Below are 23731 nucleotides of genomic sequence, written 5' to 3'. Positions count from 1 at the left end.
TGTAGCATTGTCTGCCTCGACGATGTCCATTTTTAGCAGTTTGAGTGGAGTTACATTGAGGACATTTCATACCTTTATTGTGCCACATCTAGCATTACTCTTTCAGCAACGCCAAATTCATTAATGCTAAACGATGCGTATCCTGCACATGCTCCATGCCGTAAAAGGTATTGCAGCGGTATTTACGTTTTTGCTTTTCAGTCCAACTATCCGAGTCGCTATGTTCTCGAATGTACCGATTGGCGGCAATCAAAAATCCACCTGTACCAGCAGCAGGGTCTTGGATGATGTCCTCCAGCGTAGGACGCATCACATGCACCATGCTGTCAATTAGCGGACGGGGGGTAAAATACTGACCAGCCCCAGCTTTCTTTTCGTTAGCGTTTTTCTCTAACAAACCTTCGTAGACATCGCCTAGTCCTTCTCGCTTGGCACTGTACCAGTCAAGTTTGTTAATCTCAGTAACTAGCATGGAGAGCGTAGTTTCCTTTTTAATAGAAGAATAGGCATCAGCAAAAATTTCTTTAACCCGCGTAGAGCCGTGGCTTCCTAAATAGCTCAACAGCCTCTTATAGAATTTCAGCCGATTAGACTCAGCTTCCCCTTCTAGATTGTCCCAACGATAACCCTCTGGAAGCTGGTTCTCAGTGCGGGTCTCCTTCGCCATCTTCAAAAACAGCAGATACGTGAGTTCGATCACGTACTGATGGTAAGTGACCCCGTCGTCTTTGAGGACGTTACAGAGATTCCAGAGCTTGGCAACAATGTCATGGGTGGCAGTACTCATAAGCAACGATTGTACATCTTGCTTAGCCAAAGCTTTAGTGCGATCGCCTTAATAAACCCTCCCCTCCACTGAGTCAACTAGCTTAAACTCTGGGAGAAGCTCTCAACCCGGCATAGAATAGCGAATAGTGTAGTTATTGCGTGGCTCTCGCTGTGGCAACTATCACGATTGAAATTCCAGACGACCTCTCAGAACAACTGACTCAATTAGGCGATCGCCTGCCAGAATTATTACGGCAGTGCGTTCAGCAGACTGTCCTTCCGGCTCATGTCTACCGCTACATTCTAGACTTTCTCACGAGTCAGCCAACCCCAGAACAAATAGCCGCCTTTCGCCCCACACCTGAAATGCAAGAGCGACTCAGTACGTTACTTGCCAAAAATCAAAGCGGCAATATCACACCAAGTGAGATTGAAGAACTCAACGAGTATGAGCGAATTGAACATCTCGCGATCATGCTAAAGCTTGGCTGAATAAACTTAGCAGGAGAAAAGCTGTAACCATTAAATCTGGATTTATATTAAGTTCCATCCACTTGAAAAGAAAGCGATCGCTAGTTTAGACCTTAGAATTGGAAGCATTCAACCAGCAACTCCAACTCATACACCGATCAGGAAACCCTATGTCCTGCCAACACCTCAATGAAGTGACTCTGGAAAACCTAATCTCTAAAGCCAACTATCCGGTGTTTCGCTGTGAAGAGTGCATTCGGATCAATGGTCGGTGGGTGCATCTTCGCATTTGTCAAACCTGCGGTAAGATGCTGTGCTGCGACTCCTCAGAAAATCAGCATTCTCGCCGTCACTATGAGGAAACCGGACATACTGTAATCAGTTCAGCCGAATTAGGAGAGCAATGGCTGTGGTGTTTTGCGGATGAGCAGCAGAAGAATTATTGAAGATGCGCTCAATTGCGGCATCCACCCAACTTAGAAGCAATTCTAAAAGAAAGCGATCGCAAACAAAGCCTCATCCATTCATCCCTCTATCTTGGGCGAAGTGTTGCCAAGCCAAGGGAAACAGAACCATTCATCAAGAGTCATCAGTTAGTAGTTAATCACTACCACTTTTGGCTTGAGTATGAAGAAAACAACTGCTTTAACAGTAACAGTCCTAGCGATCGCTACACTTGTGGGGACATCTGTGGCAAAATCGGCTGGCTTCTTCGCTCAAGCACCAACCCCTTCCGTGGTTCAAGCTAAACCATCTTGGGAAAACTCTAAGCTAGTTCACAAGTTGCCCACTGTCGCGAACTATGCCAAGTTTAGCTCTAATGGACTTCTACTCGTGTGTAATGGTGAACAGGCTAAAGCCATTCAGTTGTGGGATGTAAGGAAAGGGGAATTAGTCTCATCTATCAAAGCCGACGATACCACTTCCTTTGGAGATGTTGCCATTAGCTCTGATGGACAGTTTGTTGCCAGCATCATCTACTCGCAAATTGATAAATCAATAGCAGTTGGTCTGTGGAATAGCAAAACCGGAGAAGCTATCTGGAAAAAACCAATTTTTACCAATAGCACAGAGTTTCTCTCCCCTAAGGATTCTGGGGAAAATTTCCCGGCTAGCATTGTTTCCAGCCTGGAATTTAGCCCAAACGGACAATTTATTGCCAGTAGCGCCCGAAAATATTTTGGTTCCGAAAATCCGCAGATTCAGCTATGGGATGTAGCAACCGGCGAAAAGCGTTTTGTATTAAAGAGTAATATCAAATCTTTACGAAGGATGAGTTTTAGCCCTGATAGCCAAGTGTTAGCCAGCCTCGGTTCCAGTCAATCTATCCTCAAGGGAGGAACTTATCACTGGCAAGGCTTGATTCAACTTTGGAATCCTAAAACAGGTCAACTCCTCCATACCCTAAAAGAAAAAAATGAGTTACTTCCCCAGAGCATGACCTTTAGCCCGGATGGTCAAACGTTAACCAGTCTGTCAAAAGACGCGATATATGAAGCTCACCTCCGGACTTGGGACGTGAAAACGGCTGCAACTGTGCGTACTGTTTCGGCTTCGGTAGACAGAACGGATGACCAGTTATCACTCAGTCCTGATGCTAAAACCTACTTGGTTGCTGGTCAGGTAGCTGGTTCACGTATTATTAATGTCGAAATTCGCAAGGAATGGCCTCTTAGTGGTTTTGATGTGAGTAGTGGTGCTAGTACAGGATTATTTAGCCCAGATGGTCAGATGTTGGCTGTTCCAACGGTAGCAGGAATTCCGATTTGGCAAGCTGGTAATTAATCATTGGGGTTTTGCTGAAAGTGTAATGAATTAAGCTTGAACAGGAACTGTTCGATATTTCAAATAGTGGAGCAGCAAGCGGAGGGAACACTTCAACATCAAGGGCTGACGCAGGAGTAGCGCTTTCGTTTTACGGTGCAGCCGTGCCAGGTAATGCCCCTTTCTAGATTGCGATCGCTTCCATCTGCTGAGAATTTTCTTTGAGGATTTGGGCGATCGTTCAGCGTGCGATCGCTACAAAAATGCACTAAGTTTGTCTTGGTGAAGGGGAACTCGTGCAGGCGATCGCTTTCGCTTGGATACTGGTTATCCTATCGTAATAGAGCCAAGGTAAATTCAATGGGAACCGAATTGATAAAAACTGCCATGCAGGATAAACTGTTTGAGCCGAAAACACTCCTCGGATGCAAACTGTGGGAGATTCGCCCTTACTGGGGTGGGAAGAAGTAGAAGAAGTGAGCGAGCGTCGAAATCAGCGCGATCGCACCATTGATTAAAATGCACTTATATTGATTCTGGGAAAGCAGCAAGCCATGACTCAAGCCTTACCCAAAGCGATCGCATTTGAAGACTTTCTAGAGTGGAAGCTCGAAATTGGACGCTATGAACTGCATAACGGGGTGATTCAGATTTTTAAGATTGGAGTGCTGACTGAACAGCAACAACAAAATGAAAGCTGAGGAAACAGAAGTTTTTGTATTTCCAGCATCTTTTGCTCAACAGCGATTGTGGTTTCTCGACCAACTCTTCCCAGGCAATACCTTTTACAATGTAGCGACTGCACTTCGCCTAAAAGGTTCGCTCAACACTTCGGCGCTGGAAGAGACGTTCAACGAAATCGTGCGTCGCCACGAAGCTTTGCGTACTACTTTTAGGATGCTTGATGGGCAACCCGTCCAGGTAATTGCTCCCAGCTTAACCATACCTCTGCCAGTAGTAGATTTGCGTTCGCTACCAGCAACCGAACGGGAAACGGAAACTCGACGAATAGCTACTGAGGAGCGATCGCGTCCTTTCAATTTATCTCAGGACTCGTTACTGCGAGTGATGCTCTTACAGCTAGACTCCTCAGAATATGTACTTTTGCTGAATCTGCACCACATTATCTGTGATGGTTGGTCTATTGGGGTGCTAATTCGGGAACTAGGAACACTGTATGCAGCTGCCAACAACATGCGATCGCCGTTGCCAGAACTGCCGATCCAATATGCAGACTTTGCCGACTGGCAGCGCGAGTGGTTACAGGGTGAGGTTCTAGAGACTCAGTTAGCCTACTGGAAGCAGCAGCTGGACAATATTCCCTCACTGAACTTGCCCACGGACAAACCTCGCCCAATCGCTCCAACCTACCGAGGCGCGACGCAATTTCTAGAGTTACCGAAAAGCCTGAGTGAGGAATTAGAGGCACTTTCGCAGCGCCAAGGCGTGACTGTGTTCATGACTCTCTTGGCGGCATTTCAAATCTTACTCTATCGCTACACTCAGCAATCAGATATTGTGGTCGGCTCACCAATTGCTAACCGCAACCGTCGCGAAATTGAGGGATTAATTGGTTTTTTTGTCAATAGTTTGGTGCTGCGTACTAATTTATCAGGCAATCCAACATTTCTAGAATTGCTGAGCAGAGTACGGGAGGTTACGCTAGGAGCTTATGCCCATCAAGACTTACCCTTTGAGAAGCTAGTAGAGGAACTGCATCCAGAGCGAAACTTGAGCCAACATCCCTTGTTCCAAGTTGCGTTTAGTCTGCAAAATACTCCCATTGAGGCGTTAGAATTGCCAGGTTTAATGCTCTCGCAGTTGGAGTTTGACAGCGCAAGCGCCAAGTTCGATCTAGAGTTTCACTTGTGGGAATCGCCGGAAAGTTTTAAAGGGCAAGTAATATACAGCACCGATTTATTTAATGACGCTACCATTAATCGGATGCTGGGACATTACCAAACGCTGCTGGAAAGTATTGTTGCAAATCCACAAAAGCACCTTTCTGAATTAACAATTTTGACCGATGCAGAGCAGGAACAACTATTAATATTTAGCCAGAATAAATCGAAGAACCAAGATTTAGCATCTAAAATAGAGCAGTGTTTCCATCAGTTATTTGAAGCGCAGGTAGAGCAAAGCCCGGATGCGATCGCGCTCATTTTTGAAAATCAGCAATTAACCTACCGCGAATTGAACATCAGAGCCAATCAACTTGCACACCACCTGCAACAATTGGGGGTAGTTCCAGACGTTCTAGTGGGCATTTGTGTAGAACGTTCTGTAGATATGATAGTGGGACTATTGGGCATCCTCAAAGCAGGTGGAGCATACCTACCTTTAGATCCAAGCTATCCGCAAGAACGTCTTAACTTCATGCTGGAAGACGCTCAAATATCCATCTTATTAACCCAATCCATATTAACTCCCCTTTGGAAGGCCTCTTGGGGGGAGCGCCAACACGGTTTGTCTGTAGTTTGTTTGGATACGGACTGGAATGCGATCGCTTCCCATCCCCAAGACAACCCAATCAGTAACGTAACAGTTGATAATCTAGCTTATGTCATTTACACCTCTGGCTCAACTGGAAAACCAAAAGGCGTTTTAGTACAGCACAGAGGACTGTCTAACTTAGCAGAAGCTCAGATCGAAGTTTTCAAGTTACAGCCAAGCGATCGCATCTTACAATTTGCATCCTTGAGTTTTGATGCCTCAATCTTTGAAATTATCATGGCATTGCGAATAGGAGCAACACTTTACATAGCTAAAAAAGAATCTCTTTTGCCTGGACAAGCTTTAATAAAGCTATGCAAAGACAATAATATTACTTGCGTTACCCTTCCGCCGGCTGTACTTGCAGTATTACCAAAAGAAGAACTTCCTGCGCTGCATACTATAATTTGTGCAGGCGAATCTTGTTCTAAAGATATTGTCAACAAATGGGCTTCTGATCGCCGATTTTTTAACGCTTATGGGCCAACGGAAGCAACTGTTTGGGCTACGATTGCAGAAATTAATGACAATAGCGAAAAGCCCCCCATCGGTCGCCCAATTGCCAATACTCAAATTTATATATTAGATGGATATCTACAGCCAGTACCTATCGGTATTACTGGCGAATTGTACATCAGCGGTGATGGATTAGCACGCGGCTATCTTAACCGTCCGGAATTAACTACTGAACGGTTTATTCCTAACCCTTTTAGAAAGGCAAAAGTAAAAATAGAAATTGAAGCAGAAATACAGGTAAATTCTTCTTTATCTCCCCTTAAAAAGGAGAGTATAACCGAGCGTCTTTATAAAACAGGTGACTTAGCGACGTTTAAACCGGACGGAAATATTGAGTTTTTAGGACGCATCGACGAACAGGTAAAAATTCGCGGTTTTCGCATCGAATTAGGAGAAATTGAGGCGCTGCTGAGGCAGTATCCAACAGTTAAAGAAGCGGTAGTAATTGTGCGCGAAGATATACCTGATGATAAGCGTTTAATAGCTTATATTGTACCGCAGCAAAATCAGGTGTTAACAACCATTGAAATTCGCGATTTTTTGAAGAAGAAGTTACCAGATTACATATTGCCTTCATTTATTGTATTGATAGATTCTCTACCGTTAACTGTTAATGGTAAAGTAGATCGTCTAGCATTGCCTACACCATTCAAATTAAAATCTGAAATCTCGAATTTAACCTTAAACGTTGCTCCTCGTAATTCTACAGAATCAACTCTAGCAAAAATTTGGGCTGAAGTTCTTAACATTGAGCGTGTAGGTATTGGCGATAACTTCTTTGACTTAGGTGGCAATTCCCTGCTGGCTATACGCCTCATGGATGAGGTACATAAGCAGTTTGAGCGCGAGTTACCGCTGTCTACCCTCTTCTTAAATCCGACAGTTGAAAGTTTAGCAAGCAGTTTATTTGTAGAAAATAATTCTCAGTCTTGGTCGCCTTTAGTTGCAATTCAGCCTAAAGGTTCAAATCCACCTTTTTTCTGTGTACATCCTATTTTTGGCGTAGTTTTCCCTTATTACGAATTGGCGTATCATTTGGGCAAAAATCAGCCTTTTTATGGGTTACAGCCGCGAGGTATTGACGGAGAACAACCCCCAATAACTCGCATTGAGGATATGGCAGCTTATTATATTGAAGCGTTGCGCGTGGTTCAGCCAAAAGGCCCTTATTTTTTAGGAGGGTGGTCTTTTGGAGGTTTGGTTGCTTTTGAAATGGCTCAACAATTGCAAAAATCTGGGCATGAAGTGGGTCTACTTGCTATGCTTGATACTTTAGCACCAGGTTCGGATAATCAACCTTCTTTTAGAGATGGTTTCAGGTTTCTTTTTACCATAGCGACGCGATATATATGGTCATTTGTTATAGATTATTTTTATTTGCTTACTGCTAGTAAAAACAACTATCAGAGTTTTATATCTCGTTTTCCTATTTTAAATAAGTTGGTTCTGCTGCTGGAAAAAAATCTGTTCTGGCGCTCGATATTAGGCGAGGAGGCTATAGCTAATCTCATGTCTCAGGAGTCTAAGTCGCAGATTTTAAGAGAGTTAACAATTCAGCCTATGCTTCGCGTTTTCCATGCTAATAGCGAAGCAACTCTCAACTATACTCCACAAGTCTACCCAAATCGAATTACTCTTTTTAAGACTAGCGTTCAGTTAAAAACCGAGCAAGATACAAGTATGGGCTGGAGCAATCTAGCTGTTGGAGGAGTGGAAATTCATAATATTCCTGGCAATCATCTAACTATGCTAAAGAAACCTCATGTTCGGGTTCTCAGCGAACAGCTAAAAGCTTGTATTGAGAAGGTATAAGGTGTAGGTTTTTGATTTTTGCGTTGCACAGTCAGGGGATGAAACCGGGAGGTACGGGGATAGTTTTATACTTTAGGTAATGTAACAAGCAAATTGATAATTTCAGCATCTCTTCCGACTTGGAATAGCAAAGTGTCTTTACTTTAAGTTGAGCCAAATAATGTCTTATTCCACATTCCGCACCCTCAAGTTTCATACGCCAAAATGAGGATGCGAAATGGGAATAAAAATGGTATTCAAAAAGGCATTTTGTCAATAAATATGAGTTTTGATAATAAAATTTACGCATATAGTGTGAAGTTACTGTGAAGGGAACCCCATAAACACTAGATGTATAATTCATTAGATTATATGCTGCCCTGTATCTACCATGAATGCCGCCTACAATGCCCCGAAACTAACGCCTACGATTCCTCCCAAGGCAACTCCCCGATTTGAAGGACTTCAGTTCAGATTAAGATTACCTGTAGCGGGCGAAAATAAGGGCAGCTACTCAACCGAGGGAAATCCACCGCGAAAGGGATGTCCCCGAATGCCACGATCTATTCAGCTGCGACAGTATCAGCGGGAAGCTGTTACTAATTGGTTTGCCAACAAAGGACGCGGTACGCTGAAGATGGCGACTGGTAGCGGCAAGACTATTGCGGCATTAGCGATCGCAACTGAACTGTATCAACAAATCGGCTTGCAAGTGTTGCTTATAGTCTGCCCATATCGGCATTTGGTTACGCAATGGGCGCGAGAATGCGAAAAATTTGGATTAGAACCAGTCTTAGCTTTTGAGAATCTCCGCAGCTGGCAAAGTCAGCTATCGACGCAACTTTACAACTTGCGTTCTGGCAACCAACATTTTCTCACAGTCATTACTACAAATTCCACGCTTATTGGTGAGGGGTTGCAGTCGCAATTAAAGTATTTTCCCCCAAAAACTTTAATTGTGGGAGACGAAGCCCATAACCTCGGCGCACGACGTTTAGAGGAAAGTTTGCCTTCTAGTATTGGGTTGCGTTTAGGACTTTCGGCAACACCAGAACGCTATTTTGATGATGCAGGTACGCAATCTTTATTTGATTACTTTGGCACAGTTATAAAACCAGAATTTACCCTGAAAGATGCAATTCAACAGGGGGCGCTGGTACATTACCTTTATTATCCCATACTTGTAGAACTAACAGAAGCGGAAGCGCGTACTTATACCAAACTAAGTGCCAGTATTGGCAGACATCTTCTGTTTAAACAACGGGATAATATTGCGGCAAATTTTGAAGACAATGAAGAATTGAAGCCGTTGTTGATGAAGCGGGCGAGGTTAATTGGCGCTGCTGCTAATAAGTTAGAAGCTTTGCGCGAGTTAATGAGTCAACGCCTGGATACTTCCCACACCTTATTTTATTGCGGGGATGGTTCCGTACATAGCGATTTTGCTAACTCGAATAATTTCGTTTCACGCCAATTCAAAGCTGTTGTTAAAATTCTGGGAGAAGAACTGGGTTATCGCGTTAATACCTACACTGCCGAAACACCTTTGTCAGAAAGAGAGAATTTGCGGCGACAATTTGAAAATGGCGAATTACAGGGTTTGGTTGCTATTCGCTGTTTAGATGAAGGTGTCGATATTCCAGCAATTCAGAATGCAGTAATTTTGGCGAGTAGTAGCAATCCGCGCCAATTTATTCAGCGTCGAGGACGAATTTTGCGCCCTCATCCAGGCAAGGAACGCGCTACTCTATTTGACACAATTGTACTGCCTCCAACTTTAGATAGAGACACTTTTGAAGTAGAGAGAAATTTGCTACGAAAGGAGTTGCGGCGCTTTGTAGAATTTGCCGATTTAGCTGATAATGCAGGAGAAGCCAGAATGAAATTGTTAGCTTTGCAAAAGCGCTATGAATTGTTGGATTTGTAATTTATGTCAGAAATGAGAAACGAACCGCGGAGGCGCTGAGAACGCAGAGGAAGAGAGAAGATTATTTTGCTTCTGGTTTCTTTTCTTTTGTTTCCTCTTTCGTTGGCGCTATGCAGTGTCTTTGCGGTTCATTCCTCTCACCACTTTATGCTTTTATAAATTTAAGCTAAAATTAAGTAATCTTTCAGGGTGGCATGAAAATGACAAACGAAGCGAATATAAATGATGTGCAAGAGCCAATAAAGTCAGCTTCACCGGAAGTGCAACAAATTATTGAACGAGTGTGCCAGCTAGAAAAAGGCAGGCTAGATAAGAAAAGTCTCGGACATATTAATAATGATATTTTAGCAATTGTAAAGGAAGTTGTGAAATGAAGCTTACTTCAATAAAACTTTGCAACTTTCGCTCGTTTTATGGCAAGACCCCAGAGATTTTGTTGGCTAGTGGAGATGTTCAGAATACTACTATTATTCATGGCAACAACGGCGCGGGAAAAACCAGTTTATTAAATGCGTTTTCTTGGGTGCTGTACGAGAAATTTAGCGCGGCTTTTGCATCAGTTGAGCAGTTAGTGAATAAGAGAGCGATCGCAGAAGCGAAATCGGGCGAAGCTGTCGAATGCTGGGTAAAAATTGGCTGGGAACATGACAGTAGACGCTATCAAGCTCAACGCCTCTGCCGTGTCTATAAAAATGAAACTGACTTTGAGGCTGGCAAAAGTCAATTACTGATGTATGTAGCTGAAGATGATGGGCGCTGGTTAATACCGCGAGAACATCCAGAAGATATAATTAATCAAATTTTACCAGGTAGTTTGCATCAGTATTTTTTCTTTGACGGAGAGCGAATTGAACAAATAGTCCGCTCTGATAAAAAAGCCGAAATTGCCGAAGCTACTAAAAAGCTTCTGGGTGTGGAAGTGTTAAATAATTCCATTAAGCATTTGAAAGAGGCTGAGAAAACTCTCAGAACTGAATTAGAAGCAATTGGCGACTCCGAAACCAAACAACTATTAAAACAACAACAAAAACTCGAAAAGGAAAGCGAACAACTCGCCCAGCGTCAAAATGAAATTATCCAAGAATTGTCAAATCAACAAACCTTAAAAAAAGAAACCAGTCACCGTTTGCGCGAACTCAGTGCAGCTAAACAGTTACAAGAAAGACGGCAAGAATTAGAAAATCTGAAAGCATCCAACCTAGAAAATCTTAAAAGAAGCAAGGAAGCACTGAAAAAAGCAATTTCTACGCGGGGTTATACGGTATTGCTATCGGAAACCACCGCTCAATTTCGGACAATTGTGGATGATTTGAAGCAGCGAGGCGAGTTAACAACTGGAATTTCGCGAGAATTTGTTAAAGATTTATTGAACTCTAAGCGCTGTATTTGTGGTGGAGAATTGTACGATGGAAATCATGCTCATGCAAATGTGAGCGGTTGGCTAGATAAAGCGGGAATTGCTGCTGTAGAAGAAACAGCAATTCGCATGATAGCTCAGGTAGATGAAATTGATAAGCAAGCTCCGGCTTTTTGGGAAGAAATTGACAGAGAGCAAGCTAATATTAGTAGATTTAGACAAGATATTTCTCAGATAGAAGCGGAATTAGATAAAATTCAAGAAAAGTTGAGGAAAGATCCAAGTGATGATATTCGGAACCTACAAAAGCGGTTGGATGAAATTGAATCCAGAATTTTAGAGCTAACACTAGATCAAGGAGGAAATCAGCAGCAAATTATTAATTTAAAAGCTGAGATTGAAGACTTAGGGAAACAAATTGCTAAACATAAAATGAATGAGGAAAAGCAAGCATTAGCTCAGCGACGCATTGCTGCAACTCAAGAGGCGATTGAACGTTTAACGAAAGTGAAGATATTGCAAGAACAACAGTTTCGCTTAGAGTTAGAGAAAAGAGTACAACAAATATTTACGGACATTTCTTTTACGCCTTACATCCCCAGAATTAGCGAAAAATACGAGCTGACTCTAGTGGAAAACACCGCAGGTTTAGAGGCTCCTGTTGCAGCTTCTACGGGCGAAAATCAAATTCTCAGTCTATCGTTTATCGGTAGCATTATTGACAGGGTGCGAGAATGGAGCCAAAACAAAATGCTGATGGTTCCAGACAGCAACACCTTCCCGATTGTGATGGATTCTCCGTTTGGCAGTTTGGATGAAATTTATCGGCGACAAATTGCTAAGATAATTCCAAAATTAGCAAATCAATTGGTAGTGTTGGTGACAAAAACTCAGTGGCGGGGTGAAGTTGCCGAAGAAATAGCAGATAGAATAGGTAGAGAGTATGTATTGATTTATTATTCTTCTAAGCCTGACTGCGAACAAGATTCAATTGAGATAAATGGAAATATCTATCCTTTGGTGCGGCAAAGTCCGAATGAGTTTGAATATACGGAAATTGTAGAGGTCGATTATGGTTTCTAGTTCAGCGCCCAATGTGCAGGATTTGGTGACAGATACCTGGGTAAAAGCCAGTTGGGATGAGTTTTTAGCATTTGCTAATAGCCCAAATTATGAAAAGGGAAGGTTCTATTACCATCAAGGGTACATGAGGATTGAAATGGCAGCAGTAGGTCCTCGACACGGACGACAAAATTCAATTGTTTCCTACATTATTCTTCTTTATGCAACTATTAAAAATATTCCGATTGTTGTGTTTACAAATACCAGTTTTAGAAAAGCAGGTTTAGATGAATTTCAACCTGACTTGGCTTTCTACATCGGTTCGGAGTTGAATATACCTCCTGAAACTAATTCACCTGTTGATTTGAATGAGTACGATCGTCCTACGTTGGCGGTAGAAATCGGTGCTACTATTAGTGATGATTTAGGGCGAAAGCGGTTATTATACGAACGTTCGGGAGTAGGGGAATATTGGGTTGTTGATGCTAATTTAAGGGATGCGATCGCATTCTCTATCTCTGAAGGGCGCAGCGGTGAAATACACGAGTCGCTGGTGTTACCGGGATTACAAATAGCTTTAGTTAAAGAAGCACTGCAACGCAGTCAAACAGAGGATGACGGGGCAATTACTCGCTGGTTACTCCAAAGATTTAGCAAAAGTTAAAACAGCGCGATCGCATTCCTTCCCTGGTTATCAAGCTGAAGTAAGGGAACGAGAAAGCGTAAAAATACTTCTCTTATTTTAGTTGACATAAAAACATTTTCATGAGTAAAAGTCTAAAAGTCCTGACACATCCTTTCGTTGGTTCCCTGCTTTTTGCTTCCCTATTGATCGCAACCCCCAATCAAGCCGCCTTTAGTGACATTAACAGCCATTGGGCGAAAGAATGTATCAGCCAGATGGCACCGCGAAAGCTAGTCAGTGGCTACCCAGATGGCACTTTTCGCCCCAACGCTACTATCACTCGCGCTGAATTTGCCGTGTTGATGCTGAATGCTTTTCCCGATGCACCAATAAAGCGCAATAGCACGAGTTTTAAAGATGTGCCTACGAGTTACTGGGCGCATAAGGCAATTCAAGATGCTTACAGACGAGGCTTTTTTTCCGGTTATCCTGGCGGAGTTTTTCAACCCAACCAAGCTATCCCGCGATCGCAAGCTGTAGGCGTTGTGGCTGGTGCTAAAAATTATAGTATCCCGGAAAATCCGACTCAAACTCTTGGGCAGTATTTTAACGATGCCCCACAGATTCCAGAATATGCCAAGAATGCGATCGCATCCGCCGCAGTTAACAGCATCGTCGTCAACTATCCTAACGTCAAACAGCTAAAACCTAATCAAACTGCCACTCGTGGCGAAGTCGCAGCGTTGATGTGTCGGGCGTTAAATATCTACGCTGTACCACCGCAATACATCGCCGGGGTGGAAGTGCAACCGATGGAAGTGCGGACTTTACCGGGAAAACTCGATACCGTTCCCACATTTAATAGTAATAGCCCCGAACTTGTGACAACTGAAGGCATTTTGCTTTCTACCTTTCCCCCAGCTGGTAAACAAGTACCCCAAGCACATTTAAACTTTCCCTTTCAAGGGCGATTTGATATATTCTCTCACCACATCGCCAGATCGGAAACTCAAAATAGCACTTTATATCAAGGCATAATTGTCCAGAACCCAGGCGATCAACCCGCCACTGTGGAAGTGTTGCAAGCTGCTAGTTATCTCTCCACTCCAGAAGCGCCGTTTATAGCTTTACCCGACATCGTAGAAAATCCCAATGGAACAGTTTATTCTGGCCCTGGCAGTCGGACAATGAATGATGTGTTGCGGGGAGTTAGACAGTCGAATTTTCCCGAAAAGTTGGTAATACCGCCTGGACAATCGGCAATGTTGATGAATCGGGCAATTCCAGTGCAGGCTCCTTCATCAAATGGTCGCACGACGATGATGCGGTTGTCGAGCGATCGCGCTGTCTATGTCGCCAACTTAGCCAAGAATTCCAGTCGTCCGCCCACCTTAGCAGAGTGGCAAAAGTTACTCGATACAGGCAGTTTAGCAGGAAAGCGCGATCCAGTTCCCACGCCTTTAGATCCGCCGAGAGAACCAACCATTTTCAGTCGCGTCGCGGGTGTCTCTCAAGGGGCGCAGTGGCAGGCTCAAATTACTGATAACAATAGTTCAGATTTGAGCATTCCTTCGCCGGGAAAAGCAATTTCTTATCCTTTGGGTACTCTACATTTAATTACCCTTGGTACTGGGCAAATTCAAAGCGCCCCAATGTTAGCTAGATATTCAGATACGGCATACTTTGCCCATAGTAACTATGGAGTAGAATACAATCTTACTTTCCCCCTGAATAACTCTACAAATCAACCCCAAACTGTTACTGTATCGGTACAAACACCGTTGAAAGATGAAGGTGGTAAAGACAGACTTCTGTTCTTAAATCCACGAGTTAATCAAGTGTTTTTTAGAGGTACAGTTAGGGTAAGTTATACTGATGATAATAAAGTTGAAAAAACGCGCTACGTTCATCTGGTACAGCGACGCGGACAACCTGGTGAACCCCTGGTAACGCTGAAGATGCCACCAGGCGAAAAAAGGCAAGTACGGGTAGACTTTCTTTATCCCCCAGATTCTACTCCGCCGCAGGTTTTGACTGTTAAAACGGCAGGATGATTCAAATGCGATCGCATCCTCAAAATCATTTGATACATTTGTTATAAAAGTTTAAATACGGGTTGGGGATAGCGATCGCGTGTTTTGGGGAGAGTGCGATCGCTTGGTCTGGAGAGGATGCGATCGCGTAATCTGGAAGAGAGTGCGATCGCTTCAAGCTTTCAGTTAAGATGTCAAAAAACAATATATTGATAAAATGGCTGAAACTGGCAGAATTAGAGTTGCTAAAGATAAAGCAGATTTAGTGAAGGCTTTAACATCGGCAGATGGTGCAACAGGCCCTTTCCAAACCTATGCTGATGCGATCGTGTTTGCTGCTGCTTTGGGAGCAAAGCATAAAAAGCGTGTACCTTTAGGGGAAATCTCAAAAAGAGAGCCAGCTCCAATTGGGCAAGAGCATTTTTTGATTAAAGGGTATGATTTACTAATTAAGTTACTGGCAATGGTTGAAACTAAAGAAATTAGCATTTTATCATCTAATAATGAAAATTTTGAAAATCAACGTCTCCGTATTTTTGAAGAATACGCTAATGGTGGACTGGAGATCCTACAAAACGAGTTTCGTGGAGCAGTAGACTACTCAGAACGACTTCTATTGATTCTTAGTTCTAAACGATTCAAGCAAGAGCATCAACAAGAATTTGATCTGAGTATATTCTTATCGTAAATTAAATTACAAAAAATTTAATAACAATTCTATTATACGCTTCCTATGTTCATTTTAACTTAGAGGAGGATTTAACTCATGTCAAGAACTCTGGGACAGCTACTTTATTCACTGCGTAAAGGAGACTTGCTATTACCAAATTTTCAACGTCCATTTGTCTGGAATCCAGAACGCTGGCAGTCTCTGATAGCTTCTATATTATTGGAATATCCTGTTGGTCAAGCTCTTATCGGCACAGAAGCTGACAGCAAAACAATGTCTGTTAACAAGCCGCTATCTATTACAGAAAAAATTTTACGTGAAATTTTCCTTAAAAAAGCCAATCTTCAGCCACAATACGTAGAGGGGCTTAAAGCAACACAATACTTGCAAAAAGGTGAAGCTTATTCTTGTGATTATCTTTTAGATGGTCAGCAGAGGTTAACAGCTCTTGACCTTATATTTGGTACAGCATATCATTTTGCTGACGGCAATGAACTTAACAGGAATTATAGGCTAAGATGGTTTTTAAACCTTAATAAACTTGGCTTGAAAGATTTGAAATGGTTGAATCTTCGAGAAATGCAACACGAAGAAGCTTGTGAAGCGATTGTTTTCGTAAAATATAAAAAGACAGACAAAAGCAGCCCATTTTTTTATGAAATATCAGATTCTGATTTAGCTAACTTCTGTACAGTAAAAGAGTTGCAAGATCAGGCTGGTTTGGAAGAAGGAATTTATCTTCCTTTAGACAAACTTTACATCGAAAATGATGATGATAAGTCTCTTCACTTTGATCCTACTAACTTTTGGATAGATTTATTTGAGGAGAGACAAGATATTATTATTAGCCAGAGTACGGAAGGTAAACACCTTAAGGAAAATTTACATTCTGGTGTTCTTGATCAAAGTAAGTATGAAGAGGAGCGGAAGAAACTTAAGCGTAGTTTTTTAAGCTGGAGATCGCAACTTCAGCAAATGCTAGGCGAGCTTATAAAATTTCAGTTTCCAGTACTGGAAGTACCTTCCAAAGAGTTTAATCGACTGTCAGGTATTTTTTCAGTAATTAATATGGGTGGAGTTGAATTAGAAACATTCGATTTGTTAGTAGCGAAGACTACTACAACAGACTCCAGCCTTAGAGACATTATGAAGTTAGCTTGTTTGCAAAGCCTTAAAGATTTTAAGAAGTTTGTAAAACTGCTACCAAATTCTGCAAGAGAAGATGGCATAGAAAATTTTTGGAATATTGGTAATTTTCTTGGTGAGAGAGATGAAGATGCTGAACAAGTCGTTAAAGGGGAAAAGTTTCCAGAATCTATTGCTAGATCTTTTGTCCAAACAATTGTATTACACGCAAAGTTATCAGAATCTCTAGGTAATGATTGGTCAACTAGAACCAATCCACTCTCAAGTTACTCCAATCCCCAAGATGCTCTACGTGCCATTTTGCGACTAGACGATTGGGGATATTCAGATAAGCTCATACTGAATTTGTCACGTAAGACAGTTCAAGAGGTTCAGGAGCAAGCAGCTAAACAACTACTACGCGCTTACTTTTTTATGAAAGCGAGGCTTGGAGTTCCTAAATTGTCTTATCTTCCGTATCGCCAGATGGATCTTGTGTTAGCCGCAGTATTAACTGACTCTGTATGGAAAAAGTTGCATGAAGATCCAACAGGAACTGTCATGAAAAAACTCCAGTGGTGGTATTGGGGTTCTCTTTTTGGTGGCGCTTACCAAAAAGCTTACTCTTCCATAGATAAGCGGGTTCTGGCAGACATTCCTAGATTACTGGCATATTTATCTAAACCTACAATCAAGTGGCATGAAGTCTCTGACCTAAGTAACGGAGAACTTCAAGAGAATAGCCGCTTCACTGAGTTTCCTATACTAGGATCTAATGGAAAATCAGGCAACCGTTTTGAAATGATATGTGATGCAGATGGCTACTCAACTAGAGATGCACTAATGGCATCTCCTAGCAGAACAATGGGTTTAGCAATTCTGGCATTTACTATTAGGAATGGTTTATGGGATTTTAAATTCAGGGATAAGAGCGACAGCGACCATGAACTTAAGCGTGGCTCTGAACTTCACACTGGTCGTAATGATCTACAAGCAGATCATCTTTATGCTGTAAATTCATGGTACAAGTTTACAGGAGAGAAAGTAGAACGAAATGATGATCATCCAATCAACTCTCCCCTAAATTATTCTTGGATTTCTGCTAAGGCAAATCGCTATTGGTCAGATAATCCATCTTTTATGAAATTAGAGCTTCAATCTGCACTCGAAGGCAATCAAGACAGTATCGACTTTTTGCATCATCATTTGTTGTCTGTTGAGGCAGTTGAACACGAATATAGGGATACATTGCTAGCTTCTGAAGAAAAACAGAAAAAGAGTGCCAAGGCAGTGCTTAAGGCTCTATTGGAAAAACGTTTTGAGAAGCTTAGACAAGAAGTGCTGAGTGAAAATCCAGAAAATTGAGGTATTTTAAAGGGCATAGTCCTTATTTTTAAAAGCTTCCAGCATTTTTCAGATATGGCAGAAATCAATACATAACTACCTATGGGCCTGTTGCAAAATATAACGACTAGCAATTACAGAACAGGTGGAAGTCCCACTCCCTTCGGTTCAACAAACTTACCATCAAAACCTATGGTTTTGTTTTCAATAGTTCTTGCATCAGCTAGAGCCTTGCGAAGTTCCGCACGTTCCATCTGATCCTGAATTCCACCCAAGATGTAAACCACTAACCTCGCCGCCAAATCCCTTCCAGAAACCTGCACCCGCTTTTTGTTTGGGTCATACAAAACTCCATACCATAGAGATTTTGGGTACTCCATACCACTAAATCCGCCTTCCAGGTCGAACTTCCGCAGCTTCTTAAAAATGTCTTCCAGCAATAATCCTTTCCTAAATACCAAGATTCCCAGAGCTTGAACTAAAGCCACTTGACCAACAGGACGGAAAAGCATATTTCCTTCGCCGCCATCCTTTTCACAACTGAACCTTCGTAATTCCGGCGTATCCATGTCTTCGAGTATCTGATAACTTGGAAGGTTTGCCAAATTATCGAAAAGCTTCTGAAAATCCTCTATCCCCTCTTTCAGTTCCTCATCCTCCGGCCGCATGGCAATTAGACCTTTTTCCAACGGTTTCCAGTGAGGAAACTTTTGCCCCAAATATCGCTCAGACATCTCTTTGAGAGCTTGCAACGTCGTTAAAACCGTTGACTTCGCTGCAACAGTCGCACTATTCCAATTAACGCGGGGCTTGCGATCTGAGTGCTGTTGCAAAAGCGGATGGGTGACAGCGATTTTTCTAGCAACAATCGAAAAACCATCATCCTCATTCAGCTGTGCTAACTGACCTTTGCTCAAGGGTGTAGCCATCAGGTTGACATGAACAAAGATCGATCTCACCCGTCGCCTTGCTTGTTCGCGGGTTTCCCCAGCAGCGATCGCACAGATGAACTCAATACCAATTTTTTCCTTGGGTAAGCTTTGCAGATAAGCAGGTTCGACTTGATACTGTTCTATCAAGTCAGCAACCGTAATGAAAGTGTCGTAAGGAGTTTTATCCTTTTTGTAGCGTTGGAGTTTACCAGTGAGGATTAACTCCATCAAACCCTGCACCCCCATCAGTCGGTGTTGACCATCCAGTGCATAAACGGTTACATCCGCCTCAGAAAGGTTGAGCAAACCGACTTTACCATTTTTATCCAGTGGCGTGAATTCGGTAGTAGATTTTGTGGCTTGTCTCTGGCTATCCCACTCAGCAGCTTTGGGATTATCCACCCAAGGTTGGTTAATAACCACGAGAACTGGCGGAAATTTGTGATTTTTCCGAGCTGCTAAATACTGCACTAGGGGTGCTTGACGCGACCAATCAAGGGGACGCTGCTGAATTTCATCAATGCTATCCGCGTCAATCTCAATGTTACCCGTCTCTGGATTGTATTTTTTCTGAAGCAGGGGTAAGCAAGAGGCGAAGTTAACCCGATTTGCAAACCATTCGAGGGTGACAGAGCCTACATAAGCCTCGATACCACCCATCTCTGTTTTCTGAACGAAAATCTGATTGTTCCTCCCAAGGTACTTTTCCAGCAGTACAGCGAGTACCTGTTGATCTTGGATTTCCCCCTTCTGGTACTCGCTTGGGATATCAGTGGTCGGGTCAAATGCACTGTCATTCATGGTGATTGGCTTTTACTCAGATGGGGAAGTACAGCTTAATTTTATGAAAAATTTCCGGCTGTATATAGGTTTTTAAAAACCTTTAAGCTTTACAATACAGGAGTTACCCTTGCAGTAAATACCAAAAGGGTGAGAAAAACTTAGGTTTTGGTAGGTAGGGAGAAATGGCTACAACGCAACAGCAAGAAAATAAAAATCAGCCAGCGCGTACTGTGGCAGAATTAGTGGATGATATCCAAGCTCTCACCACTGAAATCCAAGAGTTATACTGCTTAGACCAAATACCTTGGATTATAGGTGTATCGTGGGGCAAAGATTCCTCCGCAGTATTGCAGCTTGTCTGGAATGCGATCGCTGCTCTTGCTCCAGAAAAACGAACTAAAACAATCCATGTAATTACAACAGATACGCTAGTAGAAAATCCTATAGTTTCTGCTTGGGTTCGGAAATCCTTGGAGCAGCTCAAGTCTGCTGCAAAAGAAAAGGGGATGCCGATTGAACCCCATCTGCTTCATCCCGCAGTCAAAGACACCTTTTGGGTAAATTTAATTGGTAAAGGCTACCCAGCACCGCGTGTACGTTTTCGGTGGTGTACCGACCGACTAAAAATCCAACCTGCCAACAACTTTATCCGTAGTATGGTTCGGGATAATGGTGAAGTAATTCTTCTCCTGGGTATGCGTAAGGCTGAAAGCACCAAACGTGCTACCACAATGGAGAAGCACGAAAAAGGGCGGGTGCGCGATCGCCTCAGTCCTAGATCCAGTTTGATCAACTCCCTCGTCTACACTCCTATTGAAGACTGGCGTAATGATGAAGTATGGCTGTACTTGATGCAGTGGCAGAATCCTTGGGGTCAAAGCAATAAAGACTTATTCACCATGTATCGAGGCGCTACAGCAGATAACGAATGCCCTCTTGTAGTAGATACCTCTACCCCCAGTTGTGGCGATTCCCGGTTTGGGTGCTGGGTTTGCACAATGGTTAGTAAGGATAAATCGATGGAGGCAATGATCCAGAATGATGACGAGAAAGAATGGATGCAGCCTCTACTCGATATCCGCAATGAATTAGATATTCAAAACGACCGCGACAAGAGAGACTTCCGGAGAATATGGGGCGAAGTCCAACTCTTTGAACGCAATGTTGAAGGTGAAATTTCTGTCGAACCAATTCCTGGCCCCTATACTAAATATTGGCGAGAATATTGGCTAAGACGAGTATTAGAAGCGCAAACACAAATCCGGCGCACAGCGCCAGAAAATATGCGTGACATTACGCTAATTACCATAGAAGAAATGAGCGAAATTCGTCGCATCTGGCTAGAAGAAAAACACGAATTTGATGATAGTTTACCTCGCATCTATGAGCAAGTCACAGGCGAACCTTTCCAAGATCCGCGTCCCGGTGCTGATAGTAGTCTGCTAGGCGGCGATGAATGGGCTGTGCTAGAGGAAATCTGCGACGGCGATAAAATGCACTTGGAACTCATGGCGAAGCTGCTAGACACAGAACGCCAGTATCGCAAGAAGTCTCGCCGCGTCGGGATATACGACACTCTAGAGAAATGCTTTGAGACGAGTTCGCGATCGCCAGAAGAAGCGATCAAAAACGCCCACTTGAAACGCGATCTAAAAACAGCAGTTAATGAAGGCAATGTTCCCAAGGTAAAACAGCTAACCTTGGGGGATGCTATGGATGAAGATAACAGTGAAACTGTAAAACAAGAAACCTGGGCAAGTATCAAATTCCAAGCCAGGAATATAGATGATGGAGATTAACTGACTTCCCAGCCTCTGACTGGGAAACCTTTACGTTTAGGCTCTGCCAAATAATTAAATTTCGGGAGGCTCCAGCTTCCTGAGTGCATTCCCACGCTGAGCCTGGAAGAAACTTGCCAAGGCATTTGTCAAATGATATTTCTTGAACTCGTACTGCAAAACTTTGGCCCCTACCGCGGACATCAAGTTATCAATCTTTGTCCACAAGTTGATGACAATTCGCGTCGCCCAATTATTTTATTAGGTGGCATGAATGGCGGCGGAAAGACTACCTTAATGGATGCCATTCGCCTCGCACTTTATGGACATCGCGCTCAATGTTCCACTCGCGGCAACTTGAGCTATAGCGATTTTCTCTCTCAGTGCGTTAACAGCCACACTCTACCATCTGAAAAAACCCGCGTTGAGTTGGCTTTTGAACACATTGAAAATGACAAACCTGTAATTTACCGCATCGTAAGAACTTGGGAAATAAATCCTAAAGATGGTAAAGACCATTTAGGAATTTTGGAATTAGATATCGCCAAAAAAGACGATTGGCTAAGAATAGAGCTAGTTAATACTTGGGACGATTATATTGAAAATTTACTGCCATTAGGTATTTCTAACTTATTTTTATTTGATGGCGAACAAGTTAAAGAACTTGCAGAACAGGAAACACCCCCACCTATTGTAGTTGATGCGATTCGCGGCCTTTTAGGGCTAGAACTGGCTGAACGTTTATCAAGCGATTTAGAAATATTAGTCAACCGCAAACGTAAGGAGCTGGCGGATACTCAAGACTTGGCAAACTTAGAGGAGATGGAACAAAAGCTAAAGCACAAACAAGAAGAATATGATGGGCAAATACGAAATTTAAAGACTATAAAAAAGAAGTTGGATGAAAGCGAAAAAGAGCAGCAAGAAGCTTTTGATAAATTCATATCTGAAGGAGGTAAAATTGCAGGAGAACGTAGCCAGCTAGATAAACAGCGTCACCAAAAGACAGCGGAAGCTGATGAAGCTCGTCAAGGTATGTGTGACTTAGCGGCAGATGTTTTACCGCTAGCCTTGATTGAACCTTTACTTACTCAGGCACAAACCCAAGCAGAAAAAGAATTTCGCATTCAACAGGCACAAATTGCACGGGATATATTGTTTGAACGGGATAAGCGCCTGCTGAATTGGATTAGTCAGGTGGGTATTTCAGAAGAAGAAATTGAAAAAATTAAAACTTTTCTCGACCAAGATGTAGATACATTAAATTCACATTTTATCCAGCCTGAAGAACTGTGGTTATTAGCTGATGCTGAAAGCTTGAGCCAACTGGGTAATATCCTTTACTACTTGCAAAATGCCAAAAATCTCGCAAAGCAGCAAATAGGAATTATTAAAAATAAAGAAGAAGATATTATCAGGCTGGAAAGACAAATACAGACTGCTGCATCACCCGAAGATTATAATCATCTGCTTGTAGCACTTAAAGAAGCACAAAATAAAGTTGCTGAAGCTAAGGCGGCATATGAAACAGCCAATCGTCGTTTAGTTGAATTAGACGCTGCGATCGCTAAGTTAAAAAAGGACTTAAAACAATATACTGAGCAAAATATTGATCGGAAAAATAACGAGCATATTATTGCTGCATCTGCTAAAGTTCAAGAAACACTCAAGGTTTTCCGCGAACGATTGACGTTGAGAAAACTCAATAAATTAGAAGTTGAGGTGACAGAGTGTTTTCGATATCTTTTGCACAAATCCGATTTAGTGCATCGCGTGGCAATTGACACCAACAGTTTCAGCCTTTCTCTTTACGATTTACAGGGTAAGACAGTACCTAAACATCGCCTTTCAGCCGGAGAAAAACAACTACTAGCCATCAGTTTTCTGTGGGGATTAGCGCGGGTTTCCGGGCGCAATTTACCAGTGGCAATTGATACGCCTCTCGGACGTTTAGATTCCTCACATAGAGCTAATTTGGTAGAGAGATACTTTCCCTCAGCCAGTCATCAGGTAATATTACTTTCTACTGATACTGAGATAGGAAAAAACGAGTTTGATAAATTGCACGAAAATGAAGCGATCGCTCGTGAATATCTCCTAAAATACGACTCCGGTAAGCAGCAGACGGTAATAGAACCAGGTTATTTCTGGGACTAATCCAACCTCGCGCCGTCTCATCGGCTCTCCTGTACTTATGGGTATAAGTAAATTTTATTTAAATAAGCAAGCTAGCAGCTTCTCTCGTAAAGATTCAAAGCTCTTAAAACCATAGCTCTGCCGAATAATTAACTT

General features: G+C 42.6%; 15 protein-coding genes and 2 pseudogenes. 14 read left to right on the top strand and 3 right to left on the bottom strand.

What is annotated here, in order from left to right:
• Positions 1–112: 112 nt before the first annotated feature.
• A pseudogene (locus H6F74_RS28930) lies at positions 113–787 on the bottom strand (N-6 DNA methylase); the annotation flags it as partial.
• Positions 788–939: 152 nt separating this feature from the next.
• On the opposite strand from H6F74_RS28930, the gene H6F74_RS28925 reads away from it, so the two are divergent.
• The 10 genes and pseudogenes from H6F74_RS28925 (at position 940) to H6F74_RS28875 (ending at position 14828) form a co-directional block, all read left to right on the top strand.
• Positions 940–1260: a hypothetical protein gene (locus H6F74_RS28925; RefSeq protein WP_190445553.1), complete on the top strand. Its 321-nt coding sequence runs from the start codon at positions 940–942 to the stop codon at positions 1258–1260.
• A gap of 149 nt (positions 1261–1409) precedes the next feature.
• Positions 1410–1685, top strand: a complete 276-nt coding sequence (locus H6F74_RS28920; protein WP_190445552.1) for a UBP-type zinc finger domain-containing protein — start codon at positions 1410–1412, stop codon at positions 1683–1685.
• Between the two features lie 181 nt (positions 1686–1866).
• On the top strand, positions 1867–3024 hold the full coding sequence (locus H6F74_RS28915; protein ID WP_190445549.1) for a hypothetical protein: 1158 nt from the start codon (positions 1867–1869) through the stop codon (positions 3022–3024).
• Between the two features lie 533 nt (positions 3025–3557).
• Positions 3558–3650 (top strand): annotated as a pseudogene (locus H6F74_RS31270) (Uma2 family endonuclease); the annotation flags it as partial.
• A gap of 43 nt (positions 3651–3693) precedes the next feature.
• Complete coding sequence (locus tag H6F74_RS28900) at positions 3694–7824, top strand: non-ribosomal peptide synthetase (RefSeq protein WP_190445546.1); 4131 nt, start codon at positions 3694–3696, stop codon at positions 7822–7824.
• Positions 7825–8233: 409 nt separating this feature from the next.
• Positions 8234–9730, top strand: a complete 1497-nt coding sequence (locus H6F74_RS28895) for a DNA phosphorothioation system restriction enzyme (RefSeq protein WP_347269568.1) — start codon at positions 8234–8236, stop codon at positions 9728–9730.
• A gap of 200 nt (positions 9731–9930) precedes the next feature.
• Complete coding sequence (locus tag H6F74_RS28890; RefSeq protein WP_190445543.1) at positions 9931–10104, top strand: hypothetical protein; 174 nt, start codon at positions 9931–9933, stop codon at positions 10102–10104.
• Positions 10101–12170 carry an AAA family ATPase gene (locus tag H6F74_RS28885; protein WP_190445542.1) on the top strand — a complete coding sequence of 690 codons (2070 nt, stop codon included), beginning with the start codon at positions 10101–10103 and terminating at the stop codon, positions 12168–12170. Before H6F74_RS28890 ends, H6F74_RS28885 begins: the two co-directional genes overlap by 4 nt.
• On the top strand, positions 12160–12813 hold the full coding sequence (locus tag H6F74_RS28880; RefSeq protein WP_190445540.1) for a Uma2 family endonuclease: 654 nt from the start codon (positions 12160–12162) through the stop codon (positions 12811–12813). Before H6F74_RS28885 ends, H6F74_RS28880 begins: the two co-directional genes overlap by 11 nt.
• Before the next feature lie 101 nt (positions 12814–12914).
• The gene (locus H6F74_RS28875) at positions 12915–14828 is read left to right on the top strand and encodes a DUF3370 family protein (RefSeq protein WP_190445539.1); all 1914 of its coding nucleotides are present in this window, start codon (positions 12915–12917) and stop codon (positions 14826–14828) included.
• Positions 14829–14853: 25 nt separating this feature from the next.
• On the opposite strand, the gene H6F74_RS28870 is transcribed toward H6F74_RS28875, so the two are convergent.
• Positions 14854–15012 carry a hypothetical protein gene (locus tag H6F74_RS28870; RefSeq protein ID WP_190445538.1) on the bottom strand — a complete coding sequence of 53 codons (159 nt, stop codon included), beginning with the start codon at positions 15010–15012 and terminating at the stop codon, positions 14854–14856.
• Between the two features lie 12 nt (positions 15013–15024).
• Between H6F74_RS28870 and H6F74_RS28865 the strand changes: the two genes are divergently transcribed.
• Both H6F74_RS28865 and H6F74_RS28860 read left to right on the top strand, forming a co-directional pair.
• Positions 15025–15495 carry a DNA phosphorothioation-associated protein 4 gene (locus H6F74_RS28865; protein WP_190445537.1) on the top strand — a complete coding sequence of 157 codons (471 nt, stop codon included), beginning with the start codon at positions 15025–15027 and terminating at the stop codon, positions 15493–15495.
• Between the two features lie 78 nt (positions 15496–15573).
• Positions 15574–17967, top strand: a complete 2394-nt coding sequence (locus H6F74_RS28860; RefSeq protein WP_190445536.1) for a DUF262 domain-containing protein — start codon at positions 15574–15576, stop codon at positions 17965–17967.
• Positions 17968–18080: 113 nt separating this feature from the next.
• On the opposite strand, the gene H6F74_RS28855 is transcribed toward H6F74_RS28860, so the two are convergent.
• The gene (locus H6F74_RS28855; protein WP_190445535.1) at positions 18081–19679 is read right to left on the bottom strand and encodes a DGQHR domain-containing protein; all 1599 of its coding nucleotides are present in this window, start codon (positions 19677–19679) and stop codon (positions 18081–18083) included.
• Positions 19680–19843: 164 nt separating this feature from the next.
• Here H6F74_RS28855 and dndC point away from each other — a divergent pair, with 164 nt between their 5' ends.
• Together dndC and dndD are read left to right on the top strand one after the other, a co-directional pair.
• Positions 19844–21460, top strand: a complete 1617-nt coding sequence (gene dndC, locus H6F74_RS28850) for a DNA phosphorothioation system sulfurtransferase DndC (RefSeq protein WP_190445534.1) — start codon at positions 19844–19846, stop codon at positions 21458–21460.
• Between the two features lie 132 nt (positions 21461–21592).
• Complete coding sequence (gene dndD, locus H6F74_RS28845) at positions 21593–23596, top strand: DNA sulfur modification protein DndD (protein ID WP_190445533.1); 2004 nt, start codon at positions 21593–21595, stop codon at positions 23594–23596.
• Positions 23597–23731 lie beyond the last annotated feature (135 nt).

The sequence above is a fragment of the Trichocoleus sp. FACHB-90 genome (genome assembly GCF_014695505.1).
GTDB classification, from domain to species: Bacteria; Cyanobacteriota; Cyanobacteriia; order Cyanobacteriales; family FACHB-T130; genus Funiculus; species Funiculus sociatus.
The sequence above is the reverse complement of the archived record's forward strand: the minus strand, read 5'-3'. Positions and strand labels throughout refer to the sequence as shown.